The following is a 14401-nucleotide window of genomic DNA, read 5'->3' as shown; positions in this document are numbered from 1 at the left end:
ACGCGCCCTGAGCCCCGGATGAGGGGTGTAAAGAACCTTCTTACCGGACGGACACCGCCGCCGACGAGTCCAATCAGTGCAAGGTCACATGGCGTCCGTTGCAGGACTCCCACAGTCCGCCCAGCTCACGACGGCCGCCTCCACATCCCGCCCGCACCCCGGTCCGTACCTCGATCATGATCCAGTCATATCTCAGTGACATGACTCATGCGCGCGGAGTGGACAAGTACCGGACAAACCCTTGACAGGTACGGACCTGGACGAACGCACTGGATCACCGGTGATCACATCCGGAGATGGGCCTGAGACGAACCGGAGAACTTCCGGCCGGAACGAGGGATTCCCGCAGATGATCCGGCTGTGTCCGGCCGCGATGTACCGGACTGATGCGATTCGGGGGTCGCCCGTTATCCGATTTTGACATGGCTGGCCCCCTGAATGCCGTCGTCCGAATGGCAAGATGCCGTAATCACACGAGGTCGCGACACCCGAAGGTGTGTGTTCTCGTCGACCCATCGGCATCTCCATCCATCCGCCGGAGGAACCCACCATGACCGCAAGCTCCACCCGACGCACGACCGCCGCGCGCACCCGCCTGGCAGCGGTCGGATCCCTCGCGGTCGCGGGCGCCTTGCTGCTCACCGCCTGCGGCGACCAGACCGACAGCGGCGGCAGCTCCTCCGAGTCGTCGAGCGGGGCCAACACGGCGCCGCTGTTCTCCAAGCTGCCCGCGGACATCCAGAAGAAGGGCGTCATCGAGGTCGGCACCAACGCCGAGTACGCCCCGATGGAGTCCGTCTCCAACGGCAAGATCGTGGGCGTCGACCCCGACATCGCGGCCGCGCTCGGCAAGCAGCTCGGCGTCGAGTTCAAGTTCACCTCCGGCGCCTTCGACGGCCTGATCACGGCGGTCAACACCGGCCGCTACGACGTGGCGATGTCGTCGATCACGGACAACAAGCAGCGCCAGGAGGGCCTGGACGACAGCGGCAAGAAGCTGGGCGAGGGCGTCGACTTCGTCGACTACTTCACCGCGGGCACCGCCATCTACGTCAAGAAGGGCAACCCCAAGGGCATCCAGTCCATCGACGACCTCTGCGGTCAGACGGTGGCGGTGCAGCGGGGCACGACGTACGAGGAGGCCCTGCAGGCCCAGTCCAAGACCTGCACGGACGGCGGCAAGAAGGCCCTCAAGATCGAGTCCTTCGAGAACGACACCGAGGCCCAGACCCGCGTGAAGTCGGGCGGCGCGGTGGCCGGCGTCAACGACTACCCGGTCGCCCTGGACATGACCCGTAAGGCCGACGGCGGCAACACCTTCGAGCTCGTCGGCGAGCAGTACGACGCCGGCCCGTTCGGCATCGTCGTCGACAAGAAGAACACCCAGCTGCGCGACGCCCTGAAGGAGGCCGTCGACGCGATCATCAAGGACGGCTCGTACCAGAAGGCGCTGGAGAAGTGGGGCGCCGAGAGCGGCGCGATCAAGGCCTCCGCGATCAACGGCGGCAAGTGATCCACCCGCACCTTTTGAAGCCTTCGAAGGGCAGTCCCCATGACTGACAAGCTCGACAAGTCCGACGCCGGCGCACCACCCGAGGACACGCCCCCGGTCGCGAAGGACGCGGAGTTCTCCGGACCGCCGGAGGCCATCAAGGCCATCCCGGTGCGCCACTACGGCCGCTGGGTCAGCGGTGTGATCGTCGTCGCGCTGCTCGCGCTGCTCGCCAACGCGTTCGCCAACGGCGACATCCAGTGGCACGCGGTGTCCGACAAGGTGTTCGACTCGACCGTCGTGGCGGGCGCTGGGCGCACCCTGCTGATCAGCGTCCTGTCCATGGTGCTCGGCGTGGTCCTGGGCGTCGTGCTGGCCGTGATGCGGCTGTCGAAGAACCCGGTGACCAGCACCGTCGCCTGGCTGTACATCTGGTTCTTCCGCGGCACGCCGGTCTACGTCCAGCTGCTGATGTGGTTCAACCTGGCGCTGATCTTCCCCGTCCTGAACCTCGGTCCGATCTACAAGGACGAGATGACGGACGTCATGACGCCGTTCATGTGCGCCCTGCTGGGCCTCGGCCTGAACGAGGCCGCGTACATGGCTGAGATCTGCCGCGCCGGCCTGCTGGCCGTCGACGAGGGCCAGACCGAGGCCGCGCACGCGCTCGGCATGAGCCACGGCAAGACGCTGCGCCGGATCGTCATCCCGCAGGCGATGCGGGTGATCGTGCCGCCGACCGGCAACGAGTTCATCAACATGCTGAAGACCTCGTCGCTGGTGTACGTGGTGACGTACAACGAGCTGCTGCGTTCGACCTCGGTGATCGGCTCCTCGTCGTACGCCGTGATGGAGCTGCTGTTCGTCGCGTCGATCTGGTACCTGGTCATGACCAGCATCTTCAGCGTCTTCCAGTACTACCTGGAGCGCTACTACGCCCGTGGCAGCAGCCACAGCCTGCCGCCCACGGTCTTCCAGAAGATCAGGGCGAACCTGTTCGGATCCTCGAGGAGCACGGCATGACCGCGATGGTGAAGGCCGAGGGCGTCCACAAGTCCTTCGGGCTGGTCGAGGTCCTCAAGGGCATCGACCTGGAGGTCAAGAACGGCGAGGTGTTCTGCCTCATCGGCCCGTCCGGCTCCGGCAAGTCGACCTTCCTCAGGTGCATCAACCACCTGGAGAAGATCAACGCCGGCCGCCTGTACGTCGACGGGGACCTGGTGGGCTACCGCCAGAAGGGCGACAAGCTGTACGAGCTCAAGGACAGCGAGGTCGCGCTGAAGCGCCGGGACATCGGCATGGTCTTCCAGCGCTTCAACCTGTTCCCGCACATGACGGCGGCGGAGAACGTCATCGAGGCCCCGGTCCAGGTCAAGGGCACGAACAAGGCCCAGGCCAAGGAGCGCGCCCTGCAGCTCCTGGACCGCGTGGGCCTGGCCGACAAGGCCGGGAGCTACCCCGCGCAGCTCTCCGGCGGCCAGCAGCAGCGCGTCGCCATCGCCCGGGCCCTCGCGATGGACCCGAAGCTGATGCTGTTCGACGAGCCGACCTCGGCCCTCGACCCGGAGCTGGTCGGCGACGTCCTCGACGTCATGCGCGACCTGGCCGAGTCCGGGATGACGATGGTCGTCGTCACCCACGAGATGGGCTTCGCCCGCGAGGTCGGCGACAGCCTGGTCTTCATGGACGGCGGGGTGGTCGTCGAGTCCGGCAACCCGCGCGACGTCCTGACCAACCCGCAGCACGAACGGACGCAGGCCTTCCTGTCCAAGGTGCTGTAGCGCCACGACGGTGCTGTAGCGCCACGACGCACGCGAAGGGGCGGTACGGGATTCCCGTACCGCCCCTTCGCGTGCCGCCTCGCCGAGCGGGCGGCCCTACTTGAGCGCGAGCAGCAGGGTGTCCGACGGGGACCGCCAGACCGGGCGGGCCTCGGCGAAGCCCTTCTCGCGCAGTACGCGCGCGTGCCAGGCGGCGGAGGGCATGTCGCCGTCGGCGTGCTCGCCGTAGATCTCGAAGCGCCGGGCCGTGGGTCCGGCGAGGACCGGGTCCTGGGCCGCCAGCTGCCACCACTCGGCCCAGTCGAGGGCGCCGTCGGCCTTGGCCTGATCCATGCGGGCGTGACGCTGTGCGCGCTCCGCCGCGTTGATCCGGGGCGTCGTGTCGTCGATCATGTGGTCCGCGTTCATGAAGACACCGCCGTCGCGGACGAGCTCCGCGACCTGACCGTAGAGGCGCGCGAGGGGTTCGCTGTGCAGCCAGTGCAGGGCCGTGGCGGTCAGGACGGCGTCGTACGACGGGTGCGGCAGCTTCGTCGTCCAGTCGGGGTCGGTGAGGTCGGCCGTCACGAGGGTGACGCGGTCGTCCCCCGCGAAGGTGCCCTCGGCGATGGCGAGGAGGGCCGGGTCGAGGTCGAGGCCGGTGCTGGTGGCGTCGGGGAGGCGGGTCAGGAGGCGGGCGGTGACCGTGCCGGTGCCGCAGGCGAGGTCGAGGACGCGCGGGGCGGGCCCGACGAGCGCCTCGACCATGTCCAGCATGATCCGGAAGCGGTCCTCCCGGTCGGTCATGTACCACTCCTGCTGCCGGTCCCAGCTCTGCTGCCAGGCCGCCCAGTCGGCGCCGGTCGTGGTCGCCCCCGTGGTCGCCCCCGTCGCCCCCGTCGTCGTGCTCGTCGTCCGCGCGTCCGTCATCGCAACCCTCCGCCGCGTATGTCACGTAATACCCTGTAAGCACGACCGGCCGTTACTCCGCCCGCATCCCGACCCTAGAGCCCCCCTGTAAGGACTACAAGTGGAACTGGCCTATTACTCGGACTACGCCGTACGTCTCGTCAACAGCGAGGAACCGGCCCGCGGCAAGGACTCGCTGACCTCGGTCGAGGCGGTCCGCGACCTCTTCGGGGCCAGCCAGTCGGCGGCCCGCCGCGCCACCGACGCGGACGTCACCCGGTTCCGCTCGGTCCGGGCCCGGCTGCGTGCGGTCTTCGAGGCGGCCGACGGCGACGACGAGACGCTCGCCGTGGACCTGCTGAACTCCCTGCTGCTGGAGTTCCCGGTGAGCCCGCAGATCTCCGGCCATGACGTCCGCGACGACAACGGCCGCCCGCTGTGGCACATGCACCTCGCCGACCACCCGTCGAACCCGACGGCCGGCTACGCCGCGATCGCGGCCATGGGCCTGGCCTTCCATCTCACCGAGTACGGCGTCGACCGCCTGGGCCTGTGCGAGGCCGCCCCCTGCCGCAACGCCTACCTCGACACCTCCACCAACCGCTCCCGGCGCTACTGCTCCGACCGCTGCGCGACCCGCGCCAACGTGGCCGCCTACCGGGCCCGCAAACGCCTGGAGGCCGACCGCACGGCCGACACCGGCCTGGCCGCCGACAGCGCCCAGCGCACCTTCGCCAGCGGCGAGCGCTGATCCGGCTTCAACGGGCGGTAGCGCAGCCGGACCCGGCCCAGGATCAGCTCGTCGGGCACGGCCCCGTAGTCGGTGCTGTCGCCGCCTGCGTACGCGTTGTCCCCGCGGACCCACCATCCGCCGTCCCGCCGCTCCACGGCCCGCTTCACCACCAGCAGGTCCTGCTGGAAGGGGTGCCGCAGCACGACCACGTCCCCGGGCCGGACCCTGGCCCCGTACCGCACCACCAGCCGGTCCCCGTGGTACAGCGTGGGCACCATCGACGGGCCGGTCACCTCGGCCAGCCCGAACAACGCGGCCGCCCGCCCGCGCTCGGTCTCCTGCGACAGCTCCGGCATCGCCGGCACCTCCCCGGTCGGTTCCTCCACCAGTCCCAGTCTGACCCCGGACTTTTGTCCTAAGCCCATGGGGGCACCCGCCAAAACCCGTCTTGCAGGGAGTAATGTCCCACCTGAGAAGACGATCACGAGGAAGGAACGCTCCATGCTTTCCCGCCTGTTTGCCCCCAAGGTCAAGGTCAGCGCACACTGCGACCTGCCCTGCGGCGTGTACGACCCGGCCCAGGCCCGCATCGAGGCGGAGTCGGTGAAGGCCGTCCAGGAAAAGATTGCCGCCAACGACGACCCGCACTTCCAGGCGCGCGCCACCGTCATCAAGGAGCAGCGCGCCGAGCTCGCGAAGCACCACGTCTCCGTGCTGTGGAGCGACTACTTCAAGCCCCCGCACTTCGAGAAGTACCCGGAGCTGCACACGCTCGTCAACGACACCCTGAAGGCCCTGTCGGCCGCCAAGGCCTCGACGGACCCGAAGACCGGCGAGAAGGCCCTGGAGCTGATCGCCGAGATCGACAAGATCTTCTGGGAGACGAAGAAGGCTTGATCTCCGATCATGCCGTTTGACCTGCGATTTCTTCGATCGCCTGGGTCGATCTGCCCGCACCCGGCCCACAGGCCGCCGACAACGGCGTCCTTGAGGGTCCGGGTGCGGTCTGCTTCTGCCCTCCCCCTCAGGCGGTCTCGCGCGGCTCCCGCGTCCGGAGGTTGTGGGCGAGGCGGCCGAGCAGTGCGGCGTTGAACAGGCCGGCCAGGGACGTGCCGGTGGCGAAGATCAGGGAGTTCAGCCAGGTGAGCGAGGAGTATTCCGCGGGGGTCGGCACCAGGAGCGCGAGGATGCTGAGCGGGGCCGTGGTCATGAGCGGCCAGATGCCGGCGAAACCCGGGTCCAGCAGCACGTAGTCGGCGCACAGGAAGAAGCCCACCGCCACCGCGACCACGGCGAGATAGCCGCGCGCGAGCCAGTTGTCCACCGCGGGCGCCAGCAGGGCGCGGATCCCCCGTAGGCGAGGGCGTTCAGGGGATCTCGCGGCGAGGGCGCCGAGCACGGCGGCGTTCACGAGGGCGCACAGGAGGAGCCATCCGACCCAGAAGCCGGTGGCCAGTGCCTCGGCCGCCCCGCCGCCCTCGGCGCCGGGGCCGAAGGGGAGCACCACCCCCAGGAGGGAGAGGGGCGCCGTGAGCACCAGGGGGCTCGTGGCGACGGGGCTCTCCGGGAAGAGGAACATGGCTCCGACGGAGGCCGCGACGACGGCCAGATAGCCCCGGGCGGGCACGCTGTCCGTGGCGAGTGCGAGGAGGCGGCGCGGGCGGGAGGCGTTCGGCATCGCGGTGTCCTTCGGGTCGGTCCGGGTGGGTGATCTCCACGGTGGACCGGGAGCCGCGCTCAGGCATGAGTACGAGTACTCACACCTGCATGGGCGTTTCAGGAACGCCGGACCCGTCGCCGCTGTCGTCCTCGCCCGCCTCCAGCAGGCCCGCCGCCTCGCCCACGATGCGCGGATCAGGGGTGCCGACGACCTCCTCGTCCTTGTCGGCGTAGTCGAAGCGGGCGAGCACGCTGCGCATGGCCTCGACCCGGGCCCGTTTCTTGTCGTTGCTCTTGACCACCGTCCAGGGCGCGTACGTCGTGTCCGTCTCGCGGAACATGGCGACCTTGGCCGCGGTGTAGTCGTCCCAGCGGTCCAGCGAGGCGAGGTCCATCGGGCTGAGCTTCCACTGCCGTACGGGGTCGATCCGGCGGATCGTGAACCGGGTGCGCTGCTCGCCCTGGGACACCGAGAACCAGAACTTCACCAGATCCACGCCGTCGTCCACGAGCATGCGCTCGAACATCGGCGCCTGGCGCACGAAGCGCCGGTACTCGTCGTCGGTGCAGAAGCCCATGACCCGCTCGACGCCGGCCCGGTTGTACCAGGACCGGTCGAAGAGCACGATCTCGCCCGCGGTCGGCAGCTGTTCGACGTACCGCTGGAAGTACCACTGCCCCCGCTCGCGCTCGGTCGGCTTCTCCAGGGCCACGACCCGTGCGCCGCGCGGGTTGAGGTGCTCCGTGAACCGCTTGATGGTGCCGCCCTTGCCGGCCGCGTCGCGTCCCTCGAAGACGATGACGAGCCGGCGTCCCGTCTCCTTGATCCAGCTCTGCAGCTTCAGCAGTTCGATCTGCTGGAGCCGCTTGTGCCAGTCGTACTCCTTGCGCTCCATGCGGTGCGGGTACGGATAGTTCTCCCGCCAGGTGTCGACCGGACGCCCGTCCGGCCGCACGAGGACGGGGTCGTCGTGATCGCTGTGGTCGACCCGGAGGCCGGCCGCCTCTGACAGTTCTGATAGTTCGGACAGTTCCGACAGCAGGGGCGGTGTCGCCATCCCGTTCTCCGTTGCATTCGTCTCAGTGGAACTGCGGCACGGGCAGCACGATCAGACGTCGACGTCGTGCGCGTCCACGGGATCGCGGCGGGAAGCGAGGACGACGCCGCCGATCAGCGCCGCGGCGGGCAGGGTGACCAGCCATGCGATCACCATGCGGCCCGCGACGCCCCAGCGCACCTCCGCGAGTCGCCGGGACCAGCGAGGCGGAGGCGATCCTGTGGTCCATTCCCTCATGAGAGCAAGCGCTTACGTACACGAGGCGAACTGGAGGCAAAGCCTGTTCCAGGTCCCCGTGCCCATCGGGTGAGGAACCCGTGGGCAGACCACCGATCTACGATCACTGCATGAGCGCCCCTGTCCCCGCCTCCGTGCCCGTCCGCTGGACGTACGCCTTCGTCGACCGGCCCGTCGAGGGCTTCGCGCGGGCGGCCGCCTTCTGGACCGCCGTCACAGGCACCCGGCTGTCCGAACTCCGGGGCGAACAGGAAGAGTTCGCCACTCTCCTGCCGGGCCCGCCGCACCTACCGGAGCAGACCGACGCCTGTGTGAAGATCCAGGGAGTCGCCGACGGCGTCGGCGGGGCGCATCTCGACTTCGCCGTCGAGGACGTGCCCGGGTTCGTCGGGGCGGCGCTGGGGCTGGGAGCGGAGACGGTCGGCGCGTACGACGGGTGGGCCGTTCTGCGCTCCCCCGCCGGGCAGTCGTTCTGCGCGGTGCCGTGGCACGGGGAGTCCGTCCGGCCGCCCGTGGTCGACGGCAGCCGCCTGGACCAGGTGAGCCTCGACGTCCCGCCGTCCGCCTACGACGCCGAAGTCGCCTTCTGGAGCGCGCTTCTGCCCGACTGGACGTCCCGGTCCGGTTCCCTGCCCGAGTTCCACGTGGTCGCGCCGCCGTCCGGGCTGCCGATCCGCATCCTGCTCCAGCGGCTCGACGAGGAGGCTCCGGCCGCCGCCCACCTCGACCTGGCCGCCGGCCCGGACATCGACGCCGTCCGCGCCCGGCACGAACGGCTCGGCGCGTCCTTCGTCGCCGGACACCCCCACTGGACGGTGATGCGCGACCCGGCGGGCGGCCTGTACTGCCTGACGGGCCGCGACGCGGACACGGGCGGACTGCCGAGGGCGACGAGCGTCAGGCCCTAGCTAGGGGCGCACGGGTCGCCGACCGCCACGGCAGCGGGACGCCCGGGCGTCATGAAGTCCGGGCGGTCGGCGCTTCGGGCTCGTCTTCGGCGGGCTGGGCACCCTCCTCGACGTACTCCTCGCACTTCGGGTTGTGGCACGGGCCCGGGACCCAGCGCGGGACCCAGGCGCCCAGGGTCTTGTGCCGCCGGATGACGGACTGCACGGGCTGCCCGCAGGCCGAACAGACGCGTTGTTCCCTGTCCATGTCCTCAGAGTAGGACGGCAGAGCCGTCGACGCCCCCTCCCGTGCGTCCACTCTCTGCATCCACTCCGGACGTCCGCGCCGTAGGTGAAGGCGCCATAGGTGAAGGCGGGCCCCGCGCACCGTGGGGATGCGCGGGACCCGCCGGACCGGTGACGCCGACACGCAGTCGCACATGCGTACGACTATGTGCTGCGTCGGGTCACGAACTCCGCCAGGGACAGCAGGCCGCCCGCGGACTCCGGGTCCGGGATCGCCCGGGCCAGTTCGTCCATCGCGCGGGACATCCGGTCGGCCGCCTGGTCCTGCGCCCACTCGCGGCCGCCTGCCAGCTCGACGGCCAGCGCCGTGCGGTCCAGGTCGTCCGGTGTGTAGGGCGCCGCGTACAGCTCGGCCAGCTCGCCGGCCGCCGGGGTGCCGGAGGCCAGCGCGGCGACCACGGGCAGGGACTTCTTGCGGGCGGCGAGGTCCGCGCCGGCCGGCTTGCCGGTGTGCCGCGGGTCGCCCCATATGCCGATGACGTCGTCGATGAGCTGGAAGGCCAGCCCGGCCTCACGGCCGAACGCGTCCAGCGCGTCGACGTCCTCCTCGGCCGCCCCGGCGTACAGCGCGCCCACGGCGCAGGCGCAGCCGAGCAGCGCGCCCGTCTTGGCCTCGGCCATGGCGAGCACCTCGTCCAGGGTGACCTCGGCGGGGCCGCGCCGCTCCATGGCCGTGTCCGCCTGCTGCCCGGCGCACAGCTCGACCACACAGGCCGCGAGCCGGGCGGCGGCCGCCGAGGACGCCGGGTGCGGGTCCTCGGCGAGCAGTCCGAGGGCGAGCGCCTGCAGCGCGTCCCCGGCGAGGATCGCGTCGGCGTCGCCGAACACGGTCCAGGCGGTGGGGCGGTGCCGGCGGGTGGTGTCCCGGTCCATCACGTCGTCGTGCAACAGCGTGAAGTTGTGAACCAGCTCGACCGCCGCGGCGGCCCGGGCGGCCGCCGCGCGGGCCGCCGGGCCGCCGAGCGCGGCGGCCGCGGCGAGGACGAGCGCGGGACGGATCGCCTTGCCCGGGTTGCCCGCGGCCGGGGTGCCGTCCGCGTGCTCCCAGCCGAAGTGGTAGAGCGCGACCCGACGCATCGAGCCGGGCAACGCGTCGAGGGCCGACCGCAGTTCGGGGTCGACCGACGCCCGCGCGCGCTCCAGGATCGCCGCCGCCTCCTGCCCGTCGAGCGGTCCCGGACCGGTCTCCCCCTGGCTCCCGATGGACCTCCGCCTTTCGCGCGCATCGCCCCGGAACCGCCTGGTGGCGGAGGTCACCGCCAGCGGCCGATCTCGATGTTCTCCAGGACGCCCAGCGCGTCCGGCACCAGGACGGCGGCCGAGTAGTAGGCCGTGACCAGGTAGTTGATGATCGACTGTTCGTTGATGCCCATGAACCGCACGGACAGGCTCGGCTCGATCTCGTCCGGGATGCCGGACTGGCGCAGGCCGATGACGCCCTGGTCCTGCTCGCCGACACGCATGGCGATGATGGAGCTGGTGCGGGCCTCGGTGACCGGGATCTTGTTGCACGGGTAGATCGGCACCCCGCGCCAGGTGGGGATCCGGTTGCCGCCGACGTCGATCGTCTCGGGCACGAGCCCGCGCTTGTTGAGCTCACGGCCGATCGCGGAGATCGCGCGCGGATGCGCGAGGAGGAACTTGGTGCCGCGCCGCCTGCTGAGCAGTTCGTCCAGGTCGTCCGGGCTGGGCACGCCGTCGTGCGGCTGGATCCGCTGGTCGTACTCGCAGTTGTGGAGGAGTCCGAACTCCCGGTTGTTGACGAGTTCGTGCTCCTGGCGCTCCTTGAGCGCCTCGACCGTCAGCCGCAACTGCTGCTCGGTCTGGTTCATGGGCTGGTTGTAGAGGTCGGCCACGCGCGAGTGGATGCGCAGGACGGTCTGGGCGATGCTCAGTTCGTACTCACGCGGCCGGGCGTCGTAGTCCACGAAGGTGTGCGGGATGTCCGGCTCGCCGGCGTGGCCCGCGGCCAGGTCGACTTCCTTCTCGCCGTATTTGTTGGTGCGCTGCTCCGGGATCGCGCGCAGCGCCTGAAGGTGTTCGCGCAAGGAGTCGGCGCGCTCCGCGAGCTGCTCGACGTCCTGGCGGGTCAGGACCAGCACCGTGCAGGCGGTGTCCGCGCGGGCGGTGTACTCCCAGATGGCGTCCGCGTCGAGCAGGGCGTGGTCGCCGAAGTACGCGCCGTCGGCGAGGACTCCGAGGACCTGGTCGTCGCCGTAGGGTCCGGTGCCGACCTTCTCGACCCTGCCGTGCGCCAGCAGATAGACCTCGTCGGTCTGACCGCCGAAGGAGGCGATCACCTCGCCGGGGCCGAACTCCCGCTGCCGGCAGCGCTGGGCGAGCTCGCCGAGCACCTCCTCGTCCCCGTACGAACGCAGCGCGGGCAGTTCGGCCAGCTCATGCGGAATGACCTCGACCCGGTCGCCGGTCTTGACGAATGTGATGCGGCCGTCGCCGACCGCATAGGTGAGCCGCCTGTTGACCCGGTACGTACCGCCCTGCACATCGACCCAGGGCAGGTTCCGCAGCAGCCAGCGGGAGCTGATCTCCTGCATCTGCGGTGCGGACTTGGTCGTGGTGGCCAGGTTCCGTGCGGCCGCAGTGCCGAGACTCTGCTGTGGCTTGCCCTGCTCCGCGCGGACTTCTTCGCCTACCGACATAGAGAAATGCCCTCCTGATTCATGCACGAGCGCCGAACTGCGCCCGTGCACTGTTCACGCGGGCAAGCCTTCCATCACAGAGTGTGCTCGTGCTATTACACGAAAGAGCGGGAATGGATCACCGGGGGCAGGGAAGAGGCACGTTTCACCGAACGGTGTTCGACAATGAGCGGGTGACCGACCTGCGCCCCCGCCTGCCCTCTCCGCTCCGGGAGGCGGCCGACGACCGGTTCGCCCGGCACGGCGTACGGCTGCTGCTGAAGCGCGACGACCTGATCCATCCGGAGCTGATCGGCAACAAGTGGCGCAAACTCGCCCCCAACCTGGAGCGGGCGGCGGGGCGGACGGTCCTCACGTTCGGCGGCGCGTACTCCAACCATCTGCGGGCCACGGCGGCCGCGGGCCGGCTCCTCGGGCTGCCCACGGTGGGCGTGGTGCGCGGCGACGAGCTGGCCGGGCGGCCGCTGAACCCCTCGCTGGCCCGGTGCTCGGCCGACGGCATGCGGCTGCACTTCGTGGACCGCTCGACGTACCGCCGCAAGACCGATCCGGACGTCGTCGCGCGGGTGCTGCGCGAGGCGGGCGCGGAGGGGGCGTACGTCGTCCCGGAGGGCGGCAGCAACGCGGCGGCCGTCCGGGGCTGCCGGGCGCTCGGGGAGGAGCTGCGCGGCCGGGCGGACGTCGTCGCCGTCGCCTGCGGCACGGGCGGCACCCTCGCCGGTCTGGCCGCCGGGCTCGCCCCCGACCAGCGGGCCCTCGGCGTGCCGGTGCTCAAGGGCGGCTTCCTGGGAGACGAGATACGGACCCTGCAGACGGCGGCCTTCGGCGGTCCCATGGGCGCGTGGCGGCTCGACGAGCGCTTCCACTTCGGCGGCTACGCGCGCGTCACTCCCGAACTCGACGCCTTCGCCGAGGACTTCGGGCGACGGCACGGTCTGCCGGTCGAGCGTCTCTATGTCGCCAAGTTGCTCTATGGACTTGTCGCCCTGGCCGAGGAGGGCGCCTTCCCGCGCGGGACGCGGCTCGCGGCGGTCGTGACGGGGTCGCCGTTCCCTGCATAGACACCTCTCAGCCCGCCTCCCGGTACGCCGCCGCCTCCTCCAGGTCCAGCCGGCGCAGGAGCGTGCGCAGCATCTCGTCGTCGATGTAGCGGCCGTCGCGCAGCCGGACGAACATCGCGCGCTCGGCGCTGATCATCTCGCGGGACAGCCGCCGGTAGGTGTCGTCGACGGTCTCGCCGGTGACCGGGTTCACCTGGCCGAGGCGCTCCCAGACGGCGTTGCGGCGGCGCTCCAGGACGTCGCGCAGTCGGTCGGCGAGGGGTGGGGGCAGGGCGTTGCGCTCGTCGGCCAGGAGGGCGTCCAGGCGCTCCTCGGCGACCCGGGAGGCCTGTGCCTGGGCGTTGGCCTCGGCGAGCGTCTCGGCCTGGGCGTCCCGGCCGGGGAACTTCAGCAGGCGGATCAGCGGGGGCAGGGTCAGGCCCTGCACCACCAGGGTGCCGATGACGGTGGTGAACGTCAGGAACAGGATCAGGTTGCGGTGCGGGAAGGGCGCGTCGCCGTGGTCCACGGTGAGCGGGATGGAGAAGGCGATGGCCAGCGAGACCACGCCCCGCATGCCGGCCCAGGCGATGACGATCGGCCCCCGCCAGGTGGGGTTCTCCTCGCGCGCGCGGATGCGGGCCGACAGCAGTCGCGGCAGAAAGGTCGCCGGGTACACCCACAGGAAGCGGGCGGCGACGACCACGAGGAAGAGGGCGACCGCGTACCAGGCGGCGTCAAGACCCTCGTACGCGCCGAGGCCTCTCAGGACGATCGGGAGCTGCAGGCCGATCAGCGCGAAGACGGCCGACTCCAGGACGAAGGCGACCATCTTCCACACCGCCTCCTCCTGGAGCCGGGTGGCGAAGTCGACCTCCCACGCGCGGTGGCCGAGATAGAGCGCCACGACGACCACGGCGATGACGCCGGAGGCGTGGAACTGCTCGGCGGCCGCGTACGCGACGAACGGGATCAGCAGGGAGAGCGTGTTCTGGAGGAGGGGTTCCTTGAGGTGTGTGCGCAGCCAGTGCAGCGGAGCCATGAGGATCAGGCCCACGGCGGTGCCGCCGACCGCTGCGACCAGGAACTCCTCGATGCCGCCCGCCCAGGACGCGCCCTCGCCGACGACGATCGCGAGGGCCACCTTGTAGGCGGTGATCGCGGTGGCGTCGTTCAGCAGGGACTCGCCCTGGAGGATCGTGGTGATCCTTGAGGGCAGGCCGACCCGGCGGGCCACCGCCGTCGCCGCGACGGCGTCCGGCGGCGCGACCACCGCTCCCAGCACCAGCGCCGCGGTCAGCGGCAGCCCGGGGACCAGCAGGTAGGCGGCCCAGCCGACGGCGAAGGTCGCGAAGAGCACGTAGCCGACCGACAGCAGGGCGACGGGCCGCAGCTGGGCGCGCAGGTCGAGGTAGGAGCTGTCGGAGGCCGACGTGTAGAGCAGCGGGGGCAGCAGGAGCGGAAGGACGACGTCCGGGTCCAGGGTGTAGTCCGGGACCCCGGGCAGGTACGACACCACGAGTCCGACCGCCACCAGCAGCAGCGGCGCGGGCACCGGGGTGCGCCGGGCCGCGGCCGCGATCGCCGCGCTCCCCGCCACCAGCAGCAGCAGTGGCATCACGTCCATGTCTGAACCGCCCTCGTTTTTCCGCGCGGTCGT

The 14401-nt window shown here is 70.6% G+C and carries 15 protein-coding genes and 1 pseudogene; 7 read left to right on the top strand and 9 right to left on the bottom strand.

The annotated features are described in order from the left end of the window. Positions 1-550 precede the first annotated feature (550 nt). From OG562_RS28885 to OG562_RS28875, 3 genes are read left to right on the top strand one after another with little or no spacing between them, the layout of a single operon-like run. A complete protein-coding gene (locus tag OG562_RS28885; RefSeq protein WP_266402909.1) occupies positions 551-1513 on the top strand; it encodes an ABC transporter substrate-binding protein in 963 nt (320 codons plus the stop codon). Positions 1514-1552: 39 nt separating this feature from the next. After that, the gene (locus tag OG562_RS28880) at positions 1553-2515 is read left to right on the top strand and encodes an amino acid ABC transporter permease (RefSeq protein ID WP_266402907.1); all 963 of its coding nucleotides are present in this window, start codon (positions 1553-1555) and stop codon (positions 2513-2515) included. Next, positions 2512-3273 (top strand): amino acid ABC transporter ATP-binding protein, encoded by a 762-nt coding sequence (locus OG562_RS28875; protein ID WP_323187566.1) that lies wholly within the window; start codon positions 2512-2514, stop codon positions 3271-3273. Before OG562_RS28880 ends, OG562_RS28875 begins: the two co-directional genes overlap by 4 nt. A 96-nt stretch (positions 3274-3369) precedes the next feature. Here OG562_RS28875 and OG562_RS28870 read toward each other — a convergent pair whose 3' ends face one another. Next, entirely contained in the window at positions 3370-4182 is an 813-nt protein-coding gene (locus OG562_RS28870; RefSeq protein ID WP_266402905.1) for a trans-aconitate 2-methyltransferase, read from the bottom strand. 100 nt (positions 4183-4282) lie between these two features. On the opposite strand from OG562_RS28870, the gene OG562_RS28865 reads away from it, so the two are divergent. Then, positions 4283-4912: a CGNR zinc finger domain-containing protein gene (locus OG562_RS28865; RefSeq protein WP_266402903.1), complete on the top strand. Its 630-nt coding sequence runs from the start codon at positions 4283-4285 to the stop codon at positions 4910-4912. Here the strand turns inward: OG562_RS28865 and sodX are convergent. Next, positions 4816-5250, bottom strand: coding sequence for a nickel-type superoxide dismutase maturation protease (gene sodX, locus OG562_RS28860; protein ID WP_266409597.1), 435 nt, complete (start codon positions 5248-5250; stop codon positions 4816-4818). The genes OG562_RS28865 and sodX overlap by 97 nt on opposite strands. A 145-nt stretch (positions 5251-5395) precedes the next feature. On the opposite strand from sodX, the gene sodN reads away from it, so the two are divergent. Continuing rightward, complete coding sequence (gene sodN, locus OG562_RS28855; RefSeq protein WP_266402902.1) at positions 5396-5791, top strand: superoxide dismutase, Ni; 396 nt, start codon at positions 5396-5398, stop codon at positions 5789-5791. A 127-nt stretch (positions 5792-5918) separates the two neighbouring features. On the opposite strand, the gene OG562_RS28850 is transcribed toward sodN, so the two are convergent. The 3 genes and pseudogenes from OG562_RS28850 to OG562_RS28840 form a co-directional block, all read right to left on the bottom strand. Then, positions 5919-6572 (bottom strand): SCO4225 family membrane protein, encoded by a 654-nt coding sequence (locus OG562_RS28850; protein ID WP_266402900.1) that lies wholly within the window; start codon positions 6570-6572, stop codon positions 5919-5921. Positions 6573-6651: 79 nt separating this feature from the next. Beyond that, positions 6652-7611 carry a polyphosphate kinase 2 gene (ppk2, locus tag OG562_RS28845; protein WP_266402898.1) on the bottom strand — a complete coding sequence of 320 codons (960 nt, stop codon included), beginning with the start codon at positions 7609-7611 and terminating at the stop codon, positions 6652-6654. Positions 7612-7662: 51 nt separating this feature from the next. Continuing rightward, positions 7663-7806: pseudogene (locus tag OG562_RS28840) on the bottom strand (inorganic phosphate transporter); the annotation flags it as partial. A 176-nt stretch (positions 7807-7982) separates the two neighbouring features. Between OG562_RS28840 and OG562_RS28835 the strand changes: the two are divergent. Then, entirely contained in the window at positions 7983-8756 is a 774-nt protein-coding gene (locus tag OG562_RS28835) for a VOC family protein (RefSeq protein ID WP_266409595.1), read from the top strand. 49 nt (positions 8757-8805) lie between these two features. On the opposite strand, the gene OG562_RS28830 is transcribed toward OG562_RS28835, so the two are convergent. The 3 genes from OG562_RS28830 to OG562_RS28820 all read right to left on the bottom strand — a co-directional run bounded on the left by OG562_RS28830 (position 8806) and on the right by OG562_RS28820 (position 11701). Continuing rightward, complete coding sequence (locus OG562_RS28830) at positions 8806-9003, bottom strand: hypothetical protein (protein ID WP_266402896.1); 198 nt, start codon at positions 9001-9003, stop codon at positions 8806-8808. Positions 9004-9185: 182 nt separating this feature from the next. Further along, positions 9186-10244 (bottom strand): family 2 encapsulin nanocompartment cargo protein polyprenyl transferase, encoded by a 1059-nt coding sequence (locus tag OG562_RS28825; RefSeq protein ID WP_266409593.1) that lies wholly within the window; start codon positions 10242-10244, stop codon positions 9186-9188. A gap of 50 nt (positions 10245-10294) precedes the next feature. Continuing rightward, on the bottom strand, positions 10295-11701 hold the full coding sequence (locus tag OG562_RS28820) for a family 2B encapsulin nanocompartment shell protein (protein ID WP_266402894.1): 1407 nt from the start codon (positions 11699-11701) through the stop codon (positions 10295-10297). Positions 11702-11814: 113 nt separating this feature from the next. Here OG562_RS28820 and OG562_RS28815 point away from each other — a divergent pair, with 113 nt between their 5' ends. Further along, the gene (locus tag OG562_RS28815) at positions 11815-12762 is read left to right on the top strand and encodes a 1-aminocyclopropane-1-carboxylate deaminase/D-cysteine desulfhydrase (RefSeq protein WP_266402893.1); all 948 of its coding nucleotides are present in this window, start codon (positions 11815-11817) and stop codon (positions 12760-12762) included. Positions 12763-12769: 7 nt separating this feature from the next. Here OG562_RS28815 and OG562_RS28810 read toward each other — a convergent pair whose 3' ends face one another. Beyond that, entirely contained in the window at positions 12770-14368 is a 1599-nt protein-coding gene (locus tag OG562_RS28810) for a Na+/H+ antiporter (RefSeq protein WP_266402892.1), read from the bottom strand. Positions 14369-14401: the final 33 nt, after the last annotated feature.

The sequence above is a fragment of the Streptomyces sp. NBC_01275 genome (assembly GCF_026340655.1).
Classification (GTDB): Bacteria; Actinomycetota; Actinomycetes; order Streptomycetales; family Streptomycetaceae; genus Streptomyces.
The sequence above is the reverse complement of the archived record's forward strand: the minus strand, read 5'-3'. Positions and strand labels throughout refer to the sequence as shown.